The organism is Phenylobacterium sp. (genome assembly GCF_036495085.1).
In the GTDB taxonomy this organism is placed as follows: Bacteria; Pseudomonadota; Alphaproteobacteria; order Caulobacterales; family Caulobacteraceae; genus Phenylobacterium.
Genome location: NZ_DASXNL010000147.1, coordinates 1 through 19072 on the forward strand (window position 1 = coordinate 1; position 19072 = coordinate 19072).

Here is a 19072-nt window from a genome sequence, read left to right on the forward strand (position 1 = left end):
GCTGTAGGAGGGGCGCTGAACGATGCAGCCAGACCGTTCCGCGCGCGACGAATTCCAATCACGCTGCTGATGCGCGTGTTGCCGCTCGTCGCCGAAGAGGATGTCTTCGCCCTCAAAGGGGGCGGCCCCCCTATCTGAGCGGCGCCCCACCAACGGCTGCAAGCTACGGGCCGGCGGAATGTTGGCCCGATGGGCCAGATCGGCGTTCTGACCGCCCGCCTCACCGCGCCAGCCAGCCCCCATCGACCGGCACCACGGCGCCATGCATGTAGTCGGAAGCTCGGCTGGCCAGGAACACGGCCACGCCAGCCAAGTCCTCGGGCAGGCCCCAGCGGCCGGCGGGGATACGCGCCAAGATCTGGCGGCTGCGCGTCTCGTCGGCGCGCAGGGCCTCGGTGTTGTTGGTGGTGAAGTAGCCGGGCGCGATGGCGTTGACGTTGACGCCCTTGCCCGCCCACTCGTTGGCCAGCGCCTTCGTCAGGCCGGCGAGGCCACTCTTGGAGGCTGTGTACGAGGGCACCCGCACGCCGCCCTGGAAGGACAACATCGAGGCGACCTGGATGATCTTTCCGCCGCGCCCCGCCGCTATCCAACCCTTGGCGAAGGCCTGACTGAGGAAGAAGGCCACCTTCAGGTTGGTGTCCATCACCGCGTCCCAATCGGCCTCGGTGAATTCGGTGGAGTCCGCACGGCGGATGATGCCGGCGTTGTTGACGAGGATCTCGATCGGTCCGGCGTCGGCGACCACGCGGGCGATCGGCTCGGTGGAGCCGAGGTCGGCGGTGATCGCGGTGAGCTTGCGCCCGGCGTCGACGACCATCTTGCGAGTCTCGTCGGGCGCACTGCGGCCAACCGCGACAATGTCCGCGCCGGCCTGGGCGAGACCTACGGCGATGGCCTGGCCCAGCCCCGTATTGGCGCCGGTGACCAGGGCGACTTTTCCGGTCAGATCGAAGAGGCCGCTCATTTCAGCTGGCAGATGTCGAGGACGTGCATGTCGGTGTAATCGAGGTTCTCACCGCCCATGGCCCAGATGAAGGCGTAGTTCGAGGTGCCTGAGCCCATGTGGATCGACCACGGCGGGCTCATCACCGCCTCGTTGTTGGCCATCACGATATGGCGCTGGGCGTCCGGCTCGCCCATGAAGTGGAACACCCGCTCGTCCTCATTCAGGCCGAAGTAGAAATAGACCTCGCTCCTGCGGTCGTGCAGGTGGGGCGGCATGGTATTCCAGACACTGCCTGTATTGAGGATCGTCAGTCCAAGGAGCAATTGCGCCGACTTGCAGGTCGCCGGCACCACGAGCTGGTAGATGGTCCGCTCGTTGGACTTCTCCAGCGAGCCGCGCTCCAGCGGGACCGCATCGGCGATAGAGATCTGCTTGGCCTCGAAACGGGCGTGGGCGGGCGTTGAGACCAGGTAGAAGTTGGCGCCCTCGCCCTCGAAGGTCACATCCTTGGAGCCCATCGGCACATAGAGGCAGTCGCGCGAGGCCATTGTGTAGGCCTGCCCGTCGACGGTGACGTTGCCGGGGCCATCGGAGACATTGACCACGCCCAGTTCGCGCCGCTCAAGGAACGGGTGGCCGGCGGCGGACGCGGGCTCGGTCTGGTCGGGCAAGCGCAAGGCGCCCTTGCCGGGCGCAGCGCCGCCGATCACGAACCGCTCGTAGTGGGCGTAGTGCAGCACGATCTCGCCGGGCACGAAGAGATCGCTCACCAGGTAGCGTTCGCGCAGCTGGTCGTTGGTGGCGCCGGCCATCATGTCGGGGTGGGTGGCGTGATAAGTCTTCTTGAACAAGGCTCGTCCTCCCGCAGTCAGGCACTCGCCCCTTCGCTTTTTTGCGATTTGGAGCTGGCTGCAGGTAACCGGTGTCATCGGGAGCTGGCAAGCCCCCAGAACGCGACGGCCCCGCAAATTGACACCGGTTACCTATTCGCCCAATGTCCGGCCATCGTGACCCTGATTTCGCCCCCGACCAAGCTCCGAGCGACGGCGCGCACCTACCGCGAGGCCGCGACCGCGTGACCAAAATCCCGCCGAAGACCACGGGCGCTCTCGCGCCCGCCGACGCGGCCCAACGCTTCGTGAGCGCCCGCCGAGCCGCCGTCGCCCTACCCAATTTCCCCGGAGACCTGCCCGCAGACATGGCGGCCGGCTATGCGATCCAGGAGGCGGCGATCGGGCTGTGGCCCGACGAAATCGCCGGTTGGAAGGTGGGCCGCATCCCGGGCGAACTGCAGGCCGAGCTTTCCGCCGACCGGGTGATGGGCCCGGTGTTCCGCGCCAACGTCTGGCAAGCCGGCAAGGCCCCGACGCCGGTGTTCGCCATCGCCGGAGGGTTCGCGGCGGTCGAAGCAGAGTACGTCTACCGTATGGGCGAGGACGCACCTGGGGGGAAGACGGACTGGGCGCCTGAGACGGCCCTGTCCCTGGTCGAGGCCGAACTGGTCGGCGTGGAGTTCGCCGGCAGCCCGCTCGCCACCATCAATATCCTGGGTCCCCGCGTTGTGGCCGCCGATTTCGGCAACAACGCCGGGCTGATCCTCGGCCGCGCCATTCCCGACTGGCGCAGCCGCACCGACGACTGGCCGCCCTGCGAGGTCTTCGTCGACGGCAAGCTGGTCGGCCGGGGCGCCCCGTCGTCCCTGCCGGGCGGACCGGCGGCGTCATTGGCCTTCCTGCTGAACGCTACCGCGGCGCGCGGTCGGCCCCTGAAGCGTGGCCAGCTGGTGACCACGGGCGCGGCCAGCGGCATCCATGACATCGAGGCCGGACAAACGGCCCGCATCACCTTCGGCGACATGGACGAGATCCACTGCATCGCGCAGTCGGCCCAACCCGTCCAAGACAGGTCCGCTGGAGGGCAACGGAGGATCCGACCATGAGCACCGCCGCCTCCCAGGCTCGGGAAGCCGCCGCCAAGGCCGGCGAGGCTGCCGCAGTGGGCCGCTACCGCTGGGTCATAGTGGGCCTGTTGTTCACCGCCATGGTGTTCAACTACGTCGATCGCCAGACAATCAGCTTCCTGAAGGGCGACCTTTCCAAGGAATTCGGCTGGGACGAGACCAATTATGCCGACCTGGTGTTCTGGTTCCAGGCGACCTACGCGCTCTCCTACCTGGCGTTCGGCCGGATCGTCGACAAGATCGGCGCGCGCTGGGGTTTCGGTATCGCCTACCTGATCTGGCAGGCCGCGCACCTCTCCCACGCTCTCGCCCGATCGCTGGGCGGCTTCATCGGCGCGCGGCTGGCGCTGGGCATCGGGGAGGGCGGGGCTTTCCCGGGCGGCATCAAGGCCATGGCCCAGTGGTTCCCCAAGAAAGAGCGCGCCCTCGCTACGGGCCTGTTCAACGCCGGCACCAACATCGGCGCCATCGTCACGCCCCTGGTGATCCCCGTAGTCACCTTGGCCTGGGGCTGGCGTGCAGCTTTCCTGGTCACCGGCGTGGTCGGCCTGCTCTGGCTGCCGGTCTGGCTGCTGGTCTACCGCGCGCCGCGGGACCAGAAGCGGCTCAACGCTGCTGAACTGGCGCACATCGAAAGCGACCCCGCCGATCCGGTGGAGAACGTCCCCTGGTCGGTGCTGCTGAAGAAGCGGGAAACCTGGGCGTACGCGATCGGCAAGTTCCTGATCGATCCGGTCTGGTGGATGTGGCTGTTCTGGCTGCCGGACTTTTTCGGGAAGCGCTACGGCCTCGACCTCAAGACCTTCGGCCCGCCGGTGGTGGCCGTCTATCTGCTCAGCGATGTGGGCAGCGTCGGTGGCGGCTGGCTATCTTCACGCCTAATCAAGATAGGCTGGACGATCAACCGCGCGCGCAAGACTACCATGCTGATCTGCGCCCTCATGGCCTTGCCAGTGGCCTTCGCCGCGCACGCCACGAACCTGTGGCTCGCTGTGGGCATCATCGGCGTGGCGACCGCCGCGCATCAGGGCTTCTCCGCCAACCTCTACACCCTGCCAGGCGACGTCTTCCCGCGGTCGGCGGTCGGCTCGGTGGTGGGCATCGGTGGGATGATCGGCGCCATTGGCGGCATGGTCATGGCCAAGTACGCCGGCTACGTGCTGGACAAGATCGGTGTCTACACGCCGATCTTCGTGGTGGCCGCCTCGGTCTATCTGCTCGCGCTCGGCGCCGTACATCTGCTCGCGCCGAAGATGGAGCCGGTGAAGATCTAGGCGGCAGCTGGCCCCGTCGACTCCCGCACCACCAGCGACGGCAGCCGGTCCTTGGGCTCGCGGCTCTCATCGGCGCGCCCCATGAGCTGCTGCACCGCCAGCCGGCCGATCTCGCGGGTCGGGGTGCGGATGGTGGTGAGGCTCGGCCACAGCCGCCGGGCGATCTCGAAATCGTCGAAGCCGATGACCGACAGGTCTTCTGGCACGCGCACGCCCATCTGCCGGGCCGCCTGCAGCACGCCTGCGGCCATCTCGTCGTTGCCAGCGAAAATCGCCGTCGGCCGTGGAGTGAGCATCAGAAGGGCCTTTGCGCAGTCGATGCCAGACTCGAAGGTATAGGCGCCCTCCTTCGTGCACTGAGACGTCAGGGTCAGGCCGCGCGAGGCGAGGCCGGCCTCGAACCCCTCGCGCCGCTCGCGCGACGAGCGGAAGCTTGGCGGGCCGGAAATGAACGCAACCCGCTTGTGGCCAAGATCGGCCAGATGCTGGGCCGCCGCCTCGCCGCCTAGCCGGTCGCGGGTCTCGATCATGCGCTCGGGCCGGTCCACTGACACCGAGGCCACCCGCACGTAGGCGCAGCCGATGTCGGCCAGCAACGCCGCAGCGCCCTCGTCCTCCGCCACCGACGGCGTCAGCACCACGCCGAACAGTTTCTGGCGCTCCACGAAGCTGCGCAGGTCGGCCAGGAAGGTTGGGCTGGCTCGGTTACACGGATGGACCACCAGTTCGTAGCCCGAGCCCTTCATGCCATCCAGCAGGCCGAGCTGCATGTTCACGACGTATTGCGGGTTGGGGTTGTCATAGACCAGGCCGATCAGGAACGAGCGACGGAAGGCGAGGCCACGGGCCTGGGGATCGGGCGCATAGCCGTGCTCGGCGATCACCGCCTCGATGCGCTCCCGCGTCTCCTTATGGACGTTGGGGCTTGCATTGATGACCCGGCTGACGGTCTTCTTCGAGACGCTGGCCAGGCGCGCGATGTCGTTGATCGTCGGGCGCCGGCGAGGGGCCTCGCCAGGCCCATGCTCCTCGGTTTCCGGCGCCCCGCGCTTGGCCATCAGCTTGCGTCCGTCCCGCTCGTCGGTAAGTCTCGTTTCATAGCCTTGGCTGGCCCGCGGGGCATAGGCCGAAAGCATGACACCGGTTACTTTAGCGGAATGTCATCGGTTCTGACCATCGCCCGCGCGACGACGTCGTAGTCGCCCTGGCCTCACTGGCGGGCGGGGGGGCGTCGGACGAGATCCCGGTCGGCCACAAGGTGGCGCTTCGGGCGATCGCCAAGGGGGGAGGCGGTCCGAAAGTACGGCTAGCCGATCGGCCTGCGCTCGCCGACATCGCGCCCGCAGAGCAGGTCCAGAGCCACAACCCGGTGACCAGCCTCTCGGGGCTCGAAGACGACGCCTATCAGCCCGCCGCGCCGAAGCCGCTAGCGGCGCCGGCAGGCGCGACCTTCGGGGGCTATCGCCGCCGGAACGGCCGGGTCGGCACGCGCAACGAAATCAGGATTCTCTGCACCCTAGGCTGCGTCGCCCGCACCGCCCGAAGATCGTCGCCGAGGCCGATCGGCGGTTCAAGGGCCGCGTGGTGGGCTCTGTGCGCTGACGCACCCCATCGGCTGCTCGCAGCTGGGTGGCGCCCCCCGTGGCCACGCGTAAGGGAGCCGATTGGGGATCGCAGTCGGCGCGATCGCGCCGCCAGTCTCAAGAGTGCTTTTTGGAAGGTAACCGGTGGCAACGCGATCCGTGGCAGGCAGCCTTGACACCGGTGTCTATTTGCGGCCACAACCAATGACACCGGTTACCAGATCTATCTGGGCTAGGGACTAAGCGCTTTTCGACGCCCTCGGGGCGGATAGAAAAGTTCAATGGGGGACGGAAATGAAGGCGACCAACACTCGCAATGCGCTTTGGCTGGGCGGCGCGTCATTGGCCGCGCTGACCCTTGCCGCTTCCGCCGGAGCGGCGGCGGCTCAGATTGCACCGGCATCTGCCGCCGAGGCTTCAGCCCCGACGGTCTCGGAGATCGTAGTCACAGTCGGCAAACGCCCCGAAAACGTCCAGGACGTTTCCCAGTCGGTCTTTGTCGCCACCGCAGCGATGCTGGACCGCGCCCAGGTACACAGTTTCGACGACATCGCCTCGATCACCCCCAATCTGACGATCACCAAGACCACCCAGCCGTTTAACAACAGCATCAACATCCGCGGCGTCGGCACCTACGCCTTCTCTATCGCTACCGAGGCGAGCACGGCAGTGGTCGTCGACGACATTCCACAGGCCTACCAGGCCCAGGCTTTCACCGCCTTGACCGACGCCTCCCAGGTCGAAGTGCTGCGCGGGCCGCAGAATTCGCTGTTCGGCCGTTCGGCCTCGGCCGGCGTGATCAGCATCACCACCCAAGCGCCGACGAGCACCCTCACCGGGGGCGCGCGGGGTATGGTCACCAACGACCACGAGAGACTGTTGAACGCCTTCATTTCGGGTCCGATCGGCGATGAGGTTCAGTTCCGGCTCGCCGCTGGCGCAAACGACTATCGCGGCAATCTCTACAACGTCTTCAATCGCACCTGGGTCGATGGGCGTGACGACGTTAATCTGCGCGGCAAGCTCGTCTGGACGCCGGTAGTCGACTGGAGCGTGTCGCTGCTGCCGTACTGGTCCAACACCCACGCTTCCTGCTGCACGACGACGCCCTTCTTCCTCACGTCGGCGCCGGGCGGCCTGACCTACGGCAAGTTCGGCGGGCTGAAATTTGCCGCGCCCCAGGCGCTAATTCTCAACGGCATGATTCCGAGTTCGAGTAACCGCCAGATTTCGCAAGATGTGAATCCGGTCGGCAATTCAGTTGACGTGGGTTCCGGGCTGAAGATCGAGCACGACATGGGCGGTTTCTCGCTGCTCTCGATCACCTCCTATGACCAATATCGGCTGCACGACGTGCAGGACACCGACCTGACGTCCTACAACTGGGGGCCTGGCGGTCCCAATCCGGTGCCCGGCGCCATCGCTGGCGGTTCGGCCAACGGCGGCGTGTTCAAGATCGAGACGGTCACCCAGGAGTTCCGACTGGTGTCCCCCAGCGCCGGGCGCTTCCGCTACGTTGCGGGCTTCTTCTTCAGCAATTCCAAAGGCGAGGCCTCTTTCGTCCGCGGCTCCAACACCTTGACCCAGGACGGGACCCTGCTCACGGTGCCACCTACAACCTCGGCTTATGCCGCCTATCTCTCGCGGTCCTCCGACAGCAACTACGCCCTCTTCGGCCAGTCCACCTTCGACGTGACGCAACAGCTCAGCCTGGTGACGGGTCTGCGCCTGAATCGCGATGATCTCCGCTACTCGTTCCACGACTACCAGAACAATGTCACCTACGGGTCGCCGGAGTGCTCCACCGCCTCACCGAGCGGCCTGAAGATCTCGACGTGCAACACCTATGACTCGGTGTCCGGCCGGGTGGCGCTGCAGTATCACGTGAGCGACACGCTGATGGTGTTCGGTGGCTATGATCGTGGCAACAAGGGGCCGGCCTACGATCTGACCAGCACCTTGACGACGCGTACTCTGATCGCCGCCGGCGCGCCCTTGGCAGGCTTCCCCACGGCCGACGCCATCGCCTCGGTACAGCCCGTGGCGCCGGAAACCGTCGATGCCTATAGCCTTGGCTTCAAGTCCTCGTTCTTCGATCACCGCTTGGTCTGGAACGTCACCGCCTTCGACGAAATCTATCACAATTTCCAGGCTCAAAGCCGGGATGACACCACCCAACAGAACGAACTGAACAGCATCGGCCAGGTGACGACGCGGGGCGTTGAGACCGAAATTATCGCCAATTTCGGAGACCTTACCGTCGATGCCGCCGGGGCCTATGACGAAGCCAAGATCAACAGCTTCAAGGGCGCGTCCTGCTTCTCGGGTCAGACGGCGGCCTTGGGCTGTGTCGGGGGCCAGCAAGACCTGTCCAACACCCTTCTGTTCAATGCGCCGCTGTGGTCCGGGAGCGTCACCGGCCAGTATGACCATCCCTTCAGCAACGGTCTGACCGGACAGCTGGTCGCGTCCTACCGGTGGCAGACCAAGGTTCACTTCAGCCTGCTCAACGACCCGGATTCCTATCAGAACAGCTACGGCATCATGAACATCGGCGTCGGCTTGAAGAAGGACAGCTGGAGGTTTCAAATCTTCTGCAACAACGTCTTCAACCAAAGCTATGCGACCAATCTGGGCCGCGACGGCAACTGGAACATCAATCCCTACGGAGCCACCGCCGGCGCGCCGATCAGCGACGCGATGAAGTGGACGCCAGGGCGCGACAGCCAGCGCTACTTTGGGATTCGCCTGAACTACAATTACTGAGGCCGGCGAACCTCCCCGGGCCCGGTGCAGGACGCCATGCGCAGCTTGTCTTCGCCGCATCAATCGCATTGGCGTCGCTCACCGTCGGTCCGGTGGTCCTGGCCGCGGGCTGCCCCACGCCAGCGACCGGGCAGCCTAGCATCAAGGCCATGGGCCACTACAGCTACGCCCCATGGTGGAGCCAGTAAGGGGATACTGATGAAGGGCCGCCTGACCCGCCTTGTCCTCGCCGCCGCGATCGCGCTGGCAACGGTCGCGCCCGCGGGCGCGGCTGGGCTCAGTCCGCGCGGGCGCGTCTACCGCACGGCTCCGCCGATGGACCAAACCGTGAGCGGCCGCATTCTGCCGCAGCTCGACGGTCTGATGGACCAGCTGATCGCCGACAAGGCGGCCATGACGGTCGATGGGGTCAAGGTGTTCCAGAGCAACGACAAGTTCCTGCCCGGGAAGATCGCCGTCGGTCTGACCTACCCGCTGTTGGCGACTCCGCGCACCGATCCGGCCTTCAAGACCCGCCTGGCCGGCTACCGTGCGCTGGCCGATCTGACGGTCGACCAGCCCAACGACACCTGGGGCATCTACTACTACATGGAAGCCCTGTGGATGCTGAAGAAGGCCGGCCTGCTGGATCAGGCGGTCTCGCCGGAAACGCTGGCCAAGCTGCGGACCCAGCTGGACTGGCGCACCTTCGTGCGGCCTGATCTGACGCTCATCGATCTGCCCAACAACTACTACGGCGTGGCCTTCAGCATCGCGCGTCTGCGTATGCTGATGGGTTGGGAGGACGAGACCGGCAGCAAGGCGCTGATGGCCAAGACGCTGGACCACTACCGGCGCTACTCTGGGGTCTATGGCTTCGCCGACGAAACCGATGGCGACGGCCGGTTCGACCGTTACAGTATTCTGCTGATCGGCGAGATCTCCCAGCGGCTGATCGAGACCGGCGTTGCGCCCCCACCGGAGGTGAAGGTTTGGCTGCGCAAGTCGGTGGATCTTATGCTGCCTCGGTTCAACACTCGCGGCGAAGGTGTCGAATATGGCCGCAGCATCGGCGCCTATGGCGAAACCTGCTTCCTGGAGGTGATGACCGCGGCGGCGAAGTTCGGGCTGCTGACACCAAAGGAGCGAACGATGGCTTATGCCTTCTCGTCGCGCATCGCTGCCCGCTACGCCGACTTCTGGTACGACCCGCAGATGCGCTCGGTGAATCTGTGGGAGCATGGTCGCCGGACCGACGACTACCGGGGCAAACACCGGATCCTCGGGGAAAACCTCAGCCTGGCCCGCCAGTACATCTACACCGACGCGATCTGGAACGACCTGGGTTTCAAGGGCGCTACGCCCGAGCCGGGCTATGGCGCCTGGCTGAAGACGCTGCCGACATACACCGTCACCTGGTTTGCCAAGGGGACCTATGACCGGATGCTACTCACCCTGCGCGACGGTGACAGGGTCATCGGCCTCCCCTTGATCAGTGGTGCAGCCGGCCTGCACATGACCAGTCCCTATTTCCCGATCCCCTTTTCCCCAGGGATGTTGATGGGCGTGCCGAACGGAACGTCTCCCTTTCTGACGCCGCGCCTGACGCTGGCCGATGGGGCGGCTCTTATGCCCCTGGCGTTCTTCCGCGACATCAAGGTGGCCCGGGCGGGCGGGCGTACGACAGTCACCTACCGCCAGGACGAGATGGACCGGACGGGCAAGGACGCGCCCGTCGCCGACGACCGTATCGCGGTCGACACCACCTATGTCTTCGAACCCGGGCGGATCACCCGGACCGACACCTTCACGCCCAAGGTGGCGGTGGCGGTGAAGGGCGCGGATCTGGAGTTCGGAACCTTTTCAGGGGCTCCGCATGCAGTGGGCCTGACTACCCGCTTCAGCGAGGGCGCGGTCCGCAGCTTCAAGGCCACGGGCCTGGACGACTGTCGGACGCGGGATGTCGTCGCCGACAAGGACTACCACACGCCGGTGGGCGCCTTGACGACGGCCGTGACTTGCCACCGCGGCGCTTTCAGCCTGACAAAGCCCTGGAGCCTGAGTTGGTCGCTCGACTACGCGCCCACCGCGCCGGCCTCCTGAGTTCGAAAGGCCATCCCAGTGCTCAGGCGCTGGCTCCGAAATCCCGCCCTCCAGGGCTGCGGCCAGTCTCCGCCAGCCGCCGCGCCCATGGCTCAACCGTATCAAATACCTTGGCAACCTGGCGTTCGTCCTGGGCTAGGGCGGCGCTCTTCGCAAGGGCGTCGGCGACCACCAGCAGCTTGTCAGGCGCCAGCGCCCCGATCCGGACTTTGCCGTCAGCACCGACCCCCTCATCCTCGTCGTCGCGCGGCGAGCTGAATGATCTGCTCCTCGCGCTCGGTCATCGCGCCTTGGACGTGCGGAAGGACATTGCGCAAGACCTCGTCCTGGGTGGAGGGGGCCAGGCCGATGAGCACGACGACGCCACAGCGGAACACGGTGTCTAAGGCCCAATGCTTGGCGTTCTCGTGCGCGACGACGGTCTCGCTTATGTAGCGTCCCTTGCGACGGACCTGCACCCGCCAGGCGCCGCTTTTTTCTTTCAGGATCGAGGCTATTTTCCGCGGGCAAATCCTGTGCAGTGAGAAATCGAAACTTGGCGAAAGCGATCGAAAAACGTCGTAAAACGGCGTAGCTCTCGGGTCGCTCCACGGGTTGAACAATAAGCGCAAGTCATTGAAAAAACAATATCATTTACTAAGTGTAGCGCCTATGATGGATTGGACGGACCGGCATTGCCGGGTCCTACACCGCACGCTGACTTCGCGAGCGATGCTCTACACGGAGATGTTGACGACGGGCGCAATCCTGCATGGCGATCGCGCGCGGCTGCTGGGCTTCGACCGGTGCGAACATCCGGTGGCGTTGCAACTCGGTGGGTCGGAGCCCGCGGATCTGGCGCAGGCTGCGCAGATCGGCGAGGCGGAAGGCTACGACGAGATCAATCTCAACGTCGGCTGCCCTTCCGACCGGGTGCAGTCGGGCCGCTTCGGCGCCTGCCTGATGCGCGAGCCGGAACTGGTCGCCGAATGCATGGCGGCCATGGCCGCCGCGGTAAAGGTCCCGGTGACGGTGAAGTGCCGGATCGGCGTCGACGACCAGGATCCCGAGGAGAGCCTGTTTCGACTGGTCGACCTTTGCGCCCAGGCCGGAGTCGGCCATTTCGTCGTCCACGCCCGAAAGGCGCTCCTGCAAGGCCTATCGCCCAAGGAGAACCGCGACGTTCCCCCGCTGAACTACCCGCTCGTCTACCGGCTGAAGGCCGAACGGCCCGACCTGACCATCGTAATCAACGGCGGGATCGGCTCGCTGGAGGAGGCTGAGGCGCACCTCCGGCGCGTCGACGGGGTCATGCTGGGCCGGTCCGCCTACCACACGCCGGGCCTGCTCGGCGAAGTCGACACCCGGGTGTTCGGCGAGGGCGAGGTCGTCACGCCGGCGCAGGCGGTTGCGCGCTACCGGCCCTACATCGCCCGCGAACTTGCAGCGGGGACCCATCTGGCGGCTATGACCCGGCACATGCTGGGCCTGTTCCACGGTGCGCCTGGGGCTCGGGCATGGCGGCGGATCCTCACCGTGGAAAGCGTGAAGCCCGGTGCGGGCCTGGAGGTCGTGGATGCAGCCCTGGCTGCGGTGTCAGGGACGCAGGATCAGCGCCTGACGCGTCGCCTGGAAGCTGGCGAGGCGGCCTAGATAGCTCATGCCGAGCAGCGAAGTGTCGAGGCCCTTTTCGATGACGAGGGCGTCGACGTCGTCGAGGCGAGCGCCAGCCACCGTCACGCTGGCGAGCTTCACGGCCGCGGCCCGAGTCGAGCCGCCGGCGGTCACGACGCGGTAGCCGAAGTTCAGGGAGGAGAGGTCGAAGCCCAGCTTGCGGGCGTCCTCTGGTGTCAGGGCCACGGCGCTGGCTCCCGTATCGACCAGAAACCGTACGTCGGCTCCGTTGACCTCGCCGTGGGCCCAGTATTGCCCGTCGGCCGACTTGCGCACCGTGGCTAGGGGCGCGGGAGCGGCAGGCGCGCTCACCGAGACCTGGAGTGCGGTATCGGCCCGGGCGACCTGATGGCCCTGAATGCGGTCCGAAACCGTGTTCACCGCCTGGCCGCAGCTCAGCGCCGAGATGCCGCTGACCGCCGCCACAAATAGGTACTTCGAGAGGTTCGACACAAGCCCGGACCCTGCGCAACCGCATGGCTGCTGACTGCCGCGAGATTAGGTCCCGGCGGTTTGAGAAGCCGTGAACAGGCAGGCTTAACCAAACATGGCCAACTTCTCGGGTCGGATGCGGCTGCGGCGGGACGGTAGCTCGGCCATGATGCGCGCACGCTCGTCGTCGCTCAGCCGCGCCCAGCCGGCGACCTCGGAGAGCTGGCGATAGCAGCCCATGCAAAGGCCACTCTCGCCGTCCACCACGCAGACCTGAACGCAAGGCGTCTTGATTGCGCGGGGCGGGCCGGGGGGCGGGGTAAGAGGTTCGCTCATGGCTGAGGCAGAGCGTAAGTGACCACCGCCTGCGCGGCCAGCCGGTCCGGGCCTTCGGTCCAAAGGCGAACGTCGCAGACCGCATTTCGGCGGCCGAGCCTCAGCATTTCGGCCTCGGCATGGAGATCCCCGGGGGCGGCTCCGCGCAGAAAATTCATGGTCAGGGAGGAGGTCACCGCCATCAACTGGTCGCCGATGTGGGCGAGCACAAGGGCGTAAGCGGCGGTGTCGGCGAGCGACATCAAGGTTGGGCCGGAGATCACTCCGCCGGGCCTGAGGAGCCCATCGCGGTATGGCGCCGTGACTTTTACCCGTCCCGGCGCCACCTCGAGCACGGTCGGGAACGCCTCGGGCGTCGCGTCCGGAAAGGCCTTTCGCAGGAGGGCGTTGACGCCCGTTTCGTCGAGGATCGGTATCGGAGGAGCCATGCCGCCTAATGCCAGAACACGTCGCGGCGCGACAAGTAAATTGTAGTCACAAGTAACAACAACGTATCGAATTGATACGGCAAACATTAAATACAGTTCATTTACAGTAATTCATTTGAGGTTTTGCGGCGGCGGTTTCAATTATCCCCCAGGGGTTGAACCAAGGGAGACGCCAAGATGAAAGTCGCCGTTATCGTTCTCGCCACCTTAAGTCTTGCTGCTGCCGATGGCGCCATGGCGTCCAGTCGGCTCAGCGACGTTGACTACCTGAAAGCCAACCGCTGCCGGGGTATCGCCGCCGGACTGGGAGTGAGTGACACCGCCAGCCTCGATGCCTTGCTCAAGACCGAGGGGCGCACGCGCCCCGAGCTGATCGTTGAGCGGGCGCAGGATGAATTCGCGCGCGCAAAGCGCGAGGCCAGTAAGGGCGACTCCAAGGACCGCTTGAGCGCCGAACTGAATGGCCCCTGCATGGCCTTGGTCAGTGGCGACAAGGACGCGGCCTCAGCCCGCTAGCCCTGTGGCTGCCTAACAAAAGCCAGTGCGCCGATCCGGACCGGCGCGCTTCTGCTTGTGGTTTTGCGCTCGGGAAGCCAACCTTCGCTGCCCAGCTTTTGGTAGCGGGAGAGAGTTCCTGGGCGGGCGCTGTCGCGCTGCGCACTGGGGCGAGTGGAAGGATCCATGCCAGCTTGACCTCGGTTCTGAGACCCGGCGACACCTGCTGGCGCACCGCCCGGGCGGATCGGGCAGCCTTTCTTGTGGACAACGAGGCCTACTTCGCCGCCGTCTTCGCCGCCCTGCAGAACGCGCGGCGGTCGGTACTGCTGCTTGGCTGGGGGTTCGATCCGCGGACGCGGTTGTTTCCCGATGGCTACGATGGGCCCGATGATCCCGACGAAGTGGGCCGCATCCTGGTGGAATTGGCCCGTGCTCGACCTGAACTCGATGTGCGTCTGCTGATCTGGCGCTCCGCCCTGCCGATCGCCGCCCAGCAGGAATTCTTCCCTCACAAGGCGCGCCAGTGGTTCAAGGGCACGCATGTGAAGTTCCGGCTCGACGACCAGGTGCCCTTCGGGGCCTGCCATCACCAAAAGGTGCTGGTCGTCGACGACCGGCTGGCCTTCTGCGGCGGCGGCGACATCTCCGTCGACCGCTGGGATACGCCCGGCCATCGCGATGACGACCCGCGGCGCATCATGCCCGATCAGGAATACCACGCGCCCCGCCACGAGGTGATGATGATGGTCGACGGCGAGGCGGCCGCCGCCCTGGGCGACCTCGCGCGTGAGCGCTGGCGCATCTCGACTGGCGAGACGCTGGAGCGAGCGGAAGATGCAGGGGGCGACCCTTGGCCTGACCATGTTCCGCCGGCGCTGACCGAGCTCGACGTCGGCATCGCCCGCACGGTGCCTCGCTGGAAACGCCAGCCCGAGGTCGATGAGATCCGCAGGCTGACGCTCGCCTCGATCGCCGAAGCCAAGGAATCCATCTATCTGGAGAATCAGTACTTTACCTCGCCCCTGGTCACCGAGGCCTTGGCCGCGCGGCTTAGCGAGCCGGACGGGCCGGAGGTGGTGCTCATCTCGACCGGCCACGCGCCCAGCTGGTTCGATCACCTGACCATGGATCGAGCGCGCGGCGCCATGATCTGGCGGCTGCGTTCGGCGGATATCTTCGGGCGGTTTCGCGCTTTCTGGCCGGCCACCGCCAAAGGCCACACCGTGATTGTCCACTCCAAGACCAGTGTCTTCGATGATCGCATCGCGCGAGTGGGCTCCGCCAACCTCAACAACCGGTCCGGCGGGTTCGACACAGAATGCGAACTGGTCATCGACACGAGCGACGAAGAGGCGAGGCGCGCAATAGCCGCATTCCGGGACCGGTTAGTCGGACATTTCATGGGGCTCACAGGCGATGCCGTGGCCAAGGCGCGTGCGGATTTTGGCGGCCTTGTCGGGGCCATCGACGCGCTCAATCGCGATGGCCGGCTGCAGACCATCGAGCCGCCGCACGTCACCGGCTTCGGCGAGTTCGTCGCCAAATATCATATCGGCGATCCCCAGGACCCTAAGGATTCCTGGAATCCGATCCGCCGGCGCGAACGGCTCTACGAGGCGGTTCGCGACATGCAGCTGCTCGGCGGCCCGGCGGGCGCCGCCTCGCTCGATACCTAGGCGATCAGGTTGAAATCCATCACCAGGGGGAGGTGGTCCGAAGCCGCGCGCACCAACGGCGAGAAGGGGACGAAGACGTCCTCGACCTGGATCTCGGGGCTCACGAACAGGTGGTCGATGCGCAGCACGGGCAGGGCCGAAGGAAATGTGGCCGTCGGCGACTTCCTCGGCGAGAGCCCGCGCGCCGCCGCCAGCCCGGCCAGGAGGGTCCTGTAGACGACGGACGTCGCCGTGGCGTTGAAGTCGCCGAGCAGGATCGTGGCGTCCCGGCAGCGCGGGTGCCGCAGCCAGCCGGGGCCGGCAAGCGAAGCGGCCTGGATTTGTTGTTCTTTCGGCACCAGGCCCAGGTGGGTGTTGATCACTTGGACCGGCCGGCCTTCGATCTCGACCTCCACCCAGAGCGCACCGCGCGGTTCGAGCTGCCGGATCATCGGATGGCCGGGAAGGGGCGCTGCCTGCACCATGCGTTCCGGAAAGCAGGTGAGGATCGCGTCGCCGTAGCGCTCCTCTTCGACTGTCAGCGCCGCATGAAAATGGCAGGCCATGTCCAGACGGCGCGCGATCTCGTGCGCCTGGTCGACACCGCCGGTTCGCGCCCGGCCGACGTCCAACTCCTGAAGGGCTACGATATCGGGCTGCAGGGCCGCGAGCACGTCCGCCACCCGCCCCACGTCCAGCCGCCGGTCCATGCCGACGCAGCGGTGAACGTTGTAGGTGACGATCCTGGGCATCTGGAGTTGAGGCGTGACCGGTTTCCGGGGCGGACGCAAGGCTCCAACAACGGCCGGAGCGGGCTGAGGTTCGCAGGGTTCAAGCCTCACGCTTACGTTAACGTCATCTTCCCATTCTGTAGGCCTCAGCCTATGGTCTCGGGCAAGTGAGCGCGCCGGCCAGATGGCGCCTCTACGAGACCGCCAGGAAGCCCCCATGAACCTCGATTTCACGCCTGAAGAGAATGCCTTCCGCCGAGAGGTTCGGGCCTTCATCAAAGAAAACTATCCGGCCAGCCTTCGCGCGGCGCAGGACGCGGGGCGAACGCTGACCAAGGACGAGTACCTTTCCTGGCACAAGGTGCTGGCCCAGAAGGGCTGGGTTGCGCCGTCCTGGCCGAAGGAGTTCGGCGGCACGGGCTGGACGCCCACGCAAAAATACATTTGGTCCGAGGAACTTGCCGAGGCCGACGCCCTGCCGGTGCTGCCGTTCGGCGTCGCGATGCTGGCGCCGGTGCTCTACACGTTCGGCTCCGAGGAGCAGAAGAAGACGTTCCTACCGGGCATCTACAACGGCGACGTCTGGTGGTGCCAGGGCTACTCCGAGCCGGGCGCCGGGTCCGACCTGGCGAGCCTCAAAACCAAGGCCGAGCGGATCACCGCCGACGACGGTAAAGAGTATTACATCGTCAACGGCCAGAAGACCTGGACCACGCTTGGCCAGTTTGCGGACTGGGGCTTTTTCCTGGTCCGCACCGACCCCAACGCCAAGCCGCAGGCCGGTATCTCCTTCCTGCTGATCGACATGAAAAGTCCGGGCATCAGCGTCCGGCCGATCATCACGCTGGAGGGCGGCCACGAGGTCAACGACGTCTTCCTCGACAATGTGAAGGTGCCGGTCGAAAACCGCGTTTTCCACGAGAACCAGGGCTGGACACTGGCCAAGGCCCTCCTGGCCCATGAACGCTCAGGCATAGCCGGAGTGGCTCGTTCCAAGCGCAATCTCGAGAAGCTGCGCCAGATCGCCACCACGGAACGTTCCGACGCCGGCGGCTCGTTGCTCAGCGACGCGTTCTTCCGTCGCAAGGTGGCGGAACTGGAGATCGACCTGACGGCGCTGGAGTTCACAGAACTTCGCACGCTCGCCGGCGAATCCAGCGGCAAGGGTCCTGGCCCCGAGAGTTCGATCCTCAAGATCAAGGGCACCGAGATCCAGCAACGGCTGCAGGAGTTGGCGTTGGAGGCTGTCGGCCACTACGGCGCCCCCTTCCTGCACGACCTGGGTCATAACGCCCAGATCGGGCCGGACTACGCCGTGGGCCTGGCCGGCGAGATGTTCAACGGCCGCAAGACCTCGATTTATGGCGGATCCAATGAGATCCAGCGCAACATCATCGCCAAGATGGTGCTGGGCCTCTGACCTCGCAGCAGACAAACTAGACCTCAGCCCTCCCTCAATAGGCCGCCCGATGGATTTCAGTTTCACCGAAGAACAGTCGATGCTGCGCGACACGGTCGCAAGCTACCTGTCGGACCACTATTCGTTCGACCAGCGGCGTACGGCGCTGGCCAAGGAGCCCGGCTGGAGTCCTGCGATATGGAAGGCGTTCGCCGAGGAACTCGGAATCCTGGGCGCGCCGTTCTCAGAGGAGCTGGGCGGCCTGGGCGGCGGCCCCATCGAGAACATGATCGTCATGGAGGAATTCGGGAAGGCGCTGGTCGTCGAGCCCTACCTCGGCACGGTGGTGATCGGTGGTGGTTTCTTGAAGCACTCGGGCCATCCGAACGCCGAGGCGTTGATCGGCCAGGTCATCGCCGGTGAGGCGATCTTCGCGTTCGCCTACGCCGAGCCGCAGGGGCGCTACAACCTCGCCGACCTGAAGACCACGGCGAAGAAGGACGGAGCGGGCTACGTGCTGAACGGCATGAAGGCGGTTGTCGTTGGGGCGCCCTACGCCACCCACCTGATCGTCACCGCACGCACCGGTGGCGGCCAGCGCGACGCGCAGGGCGTCAGCGTATTCATTGTCGAAAAGAACGCCCCGGGCATCACCACTCGCGACTATCCCACCGTTGACGGCTTCCGGGCCTCGGAGGTCACATTCGAGAACGTGAAGCTGGGCGGCGAGGCGCTCGTGGGACCGGAAGGTCAGGCCCTGCCGCTGGTCGAAAAAATCGTTGATGAAGCGATCGCGGCGACCTGCGCCGAGGCTTGCGGAGTCCTGACCACGCTGCACCAGGGGACGCTGGAATATACCAAGCAGCGCAAGCAATTCGGCCAGCCGATTTCCTCATTCCAGGTTCTGCAGCACCGCATGGTCGACATGTTCATCCAGGTCGAGCAGTCGATTTCGATGACTTACATGGCCACCATCAAGTTGTCCGACGAGAGCGAGCGGACCAAGGCGGCGGCGGCCGCCAAGGTGCAGATCGGCAAGGCCTGCAGGTTCGTCGGCCAGAACGCCATCCAGCTCCACGGCGGCATGGGCATGACCGACGAGTTGGCCATCGGCCACTACTTCAAGCGCGCCACCATGATCGAGAGCGCCTTCGGCTCCACTGACCACCACCTGGCGCGCTACGAATTCCTCAGCCTCGGGCAGGCGGCCTAGCCGCTCGAGCGGCGAAATCGAAGGGTCGATCGGCGCACGATCGACCCTTCGAATTGTCCTGATCATCGCCTTCCGCCCTGGCCCTCAGCTGGTCAGGTTGGGTTCCCCGCAAC

General features: G+C 65.6%; 19 protein-coding genes. 10 read left to right on the top strand and 9 right to left on the bottom strand.

All coding sequences use genetic code 11. From position 1 onward, the window contains the following. Positions 1-220 precede the first annotated feature (220 nt). A complete protein-coding gene (gene kduD, locus VGI62_RS16620; protein WP_331505642.1) occupies positions 221-967 on the bottom strand; it encodes a 2-dehydro-3-deoxy-D-gluconate 5-dehydrogenase KduD in 747 nt (248 codons plus the stop codon). Continuing rightward, positions 964-1800, bottom strand: a complete 837-nt coding sequence (gene kduI, locus VGI62_RS16625; RefSeq protein ID WP_331505643.1) for a 5-dehydro-4-deoxy-D-glucuronate isomerase — start codon at positions 1798-1800, stop codon at positions 964-966. Before kduI ends, kduD begins: the two co-directional genes overlap by 4 nt. A 224-nt stretch (positions 1801-2024) precedes the next feature. Between kduI and VGI62_RS16630 the strand changes: the two genes are divergently transcribed. Next, entirely contained in the window at positions 2025-2888 is an 864-nt protein-coding gene (locus tag VGI62_RS16630) for a 2-keto-4-pentenoate hydratase (RefSeq protein ID WP_331505644.1), read from the top strand. After that, positions 2885-4183: an MFS transporter gene (locus tag VGI62_RS16635; RefSeq protein ID WP_331505645.1), complete on the top strand. Its 1299-nt coding sequence runs from the start codon at positions 2885-2887 to the stop codon at positions 4181-4183. Before VGI62_RS16630 ends, VGI62_RS16635 begins: the two co-directional genes overlap by 4 nt. On the opposite strand, the gene VGI62_RS16640 is transcribed toward VGI62_RS16635, so the two are convergent. After that, positions 4180-5241, bottom strand: coding sequence for a LacI family DNA-binding transcriptional regulator (locus VGI62_RS16640; RefSeq protein ID WP_331505710.1), 1062 nt, complete (start codon positions 5239-5241; stop codon positions 4180-4182). The two genes, VGI62_RS16635 and VGI62_RS16640, sit on opposite strands and share 4 nt — an antisense overlap. 311 nt (positions 5242-5552) lie before the next feature. Here VGI62_RS16640 and VGI62_RS16645 point away from each other — a divergent pair, with 311 nt between their 5' ends. The 3 genes from VGI62_RS16645 (at position 5553) to VGI62_RS16655 (ending at position 10614) form a co-directional block, all read left to right on the top strand. Then, complete coding sequence (locus tag VGI62_RS16645) at positions 5553-5942, top strand: UxaA family hydrolase (protein ID WP_331505711.1); 390 nt, start codon at positions 5553-5555, stop codon at positions 5940-5942. A gap of 118 nt (positions 5943-6060) precedes the next feature. Continuing rightward, positions 6061-8532: a TonB-dependent receptor gene (locus VGI62_RS16650; protein WP_331505646.1), complete on the top strand. Its 2472-nt coding sequence runs from the start codon at positions 6061-6063 to the stop codon at positions 8530-8532. 198 nt (positions 8533-8730) lie between these two features. Then, positions 8731-10614: a hypothetical protein gene (locus VGI62_RS16655; protein ID WP_331505647.1), complete on the top strand. Its 1884-nt coding sequence runs from the start codon at positions 8731-8733 to the stop codon at positions 10612-10614. A 22-nt stretch (positions 10615-10636) separates the two neighbouring features. On the opposite strand, the gene VGI62_RS22480 is transcribed toward VGI62_RS16655, so the two are convergent. Both VGI62_RS22480 and VGI62_RS16660 read right to left on the bottom strand, forming a co-directional pair. Then, on the bottom strand, positions 10637-10816 hold the full coding sequence (locus VGI62_RS22480; RefSeq protein ID WP_414695698.1) for an RMD1 family protein: 180 nt from the start codon (positions 10814-10816) through the stop codon (positions 10637-10639). Between the two features lie 28 nt (positions 10817-10844). Beyond that, positions 10845-11072: a hypothetical protein gene (locus VGI62_RS16660; protein ID WP_331505649.1), complete on the bottom strand. Its 228-nt coding sequence runs from the start codon at positions 11070-11072 to the stop codon at positions 10845-10847. Positions 11073-11229: 157 nt separating this feature from the next. Here VGI62_RS16660 and dusA point away from each other — a divergent pair, with 157 nt between their 5' ends. After that, positions 11230-12246, top strand: coding sequence for a tRNA dihydrouridine(20/20a) synthase DusA (gene dusA / locus VGI62_RS16665; protein WP_331505650.1), 1017 nt, complete (start codon positions 11230-11232; stop codon positions 12244-12246). Here dusA and VGI62_RS16670 read toward each other — a convergent pair. The 3 genes from VGI62_RS16670 to VGI62_RS16680 form a co-directional block, all read right to left on the bottom strand. Continuing rightward, the gene (locus tag VGI62_RS16670) at positions 12190-12720 is read right to left on the bottom strand and encodes a TIGR02281 family clan AA aspartic protease (RefSeq protein ID WP_331505651.1); all 531 of its coding nucleotides are present in this window, start codon (positions 12718-12720) and stop codon (positions 12190-12192) included. The two genes, dusA and VGI62_RS16670, sit on opposite strands and share 57 nt — an antisense overlap. A gap of 84 nt (positions 12721-12804) precedes the next feature. Then, the gene (locus tag VGI62_RS16675) at positions 12805-13035 is read right to left on the bottom strand and encodes a DUF1289 domain-containing protein (RefSeq protein ID WP_331505652.1); all 231 of its coding nucleotides are present in this window, start codon (positions 13033-13035) and stop codon (positions 12805-12807) included. Next, complete coding sequence (locus VGI62_RS16680) at positions 13032-13463, bottom strand: PaaI family thioesterase (RefSeq protein ID WP_331505653.1); 432 nt, start codon at positions 13461-13463, stop codon at positions 13032-13034. Before VGI62_RS16680 ends, VGI62_RS16675 begins: the two co-directional genes overlap by 4 nt. A 177-nt stretch (positions 13464-13640) precedes the next feature. On the opposite strand from VGI62_RS16680, the gene VGI62_RS16685 reads away from it, so the two are divergent. After that, positions 13641-13979, top strand: a complete 339-nt coding sequence (locus VGI62_RS16685) for a hypothetical protein (RefSeq protein ID WP_331505654.1) — start codon at positions 13641-13643, stop codon at positions 13977-13979. Between the two features lie 173 nt (positions 13980-14152). Further along, positions 14153-15637, top strand: coding sequence for a phospholipase D-like domain-containing protein (locus VGI62_RS16690; protein WP_331505655.1), 1485 nt, complete (start codon positions 14153-14155; stop codon positions 15635-15637). Here VGI62_RS16690 and VGI62_RS16695 read toward each other — a convergent pair. Beyond that, positions 15634-16368, bottom strand: coding sequence for an endonuclease/exonuclease/phosphatase family protein (locus VGI62_RS16695; protein WP_331505657.1), 735 nt, complete (start codon positions 16366-16368; stop codon positions 15634-15636). The two genes, VGI62_RS16690 and VGI62_RS16695, sit on opposite strands and share 4 nt — an antisense overlap. 196 nt (positions 16369-16564) lie before the next feature. Between VGI62_RS16695 and VGI62_RS16700 the strand changes: the two genes are divergently transcribed. Then, positions 16565-17767, top strand: coding sequence for an acyl-CoA dehydrogenase family protein (locus VGI62_RS16700; protein ID WP_331505658.1), 1203 nt, complete (start codon positions 16565-16567; stop codon positions 17765-17767). Positions 17768-17816: 49 nt separating this feature from the next. After that, on the top strand, positions 17817-18959 hold the full coding sequence (locus VGI62_RS16705; RefSeq protein WP_331505659.1) for an acyl-CoA dehydrogenase family protein: 1143 nt from the start codon (positions 17817-17819) through the stop codon (positions 18957-18959). Positions 18960-19072: the final 113 nt, after the last annotated feature.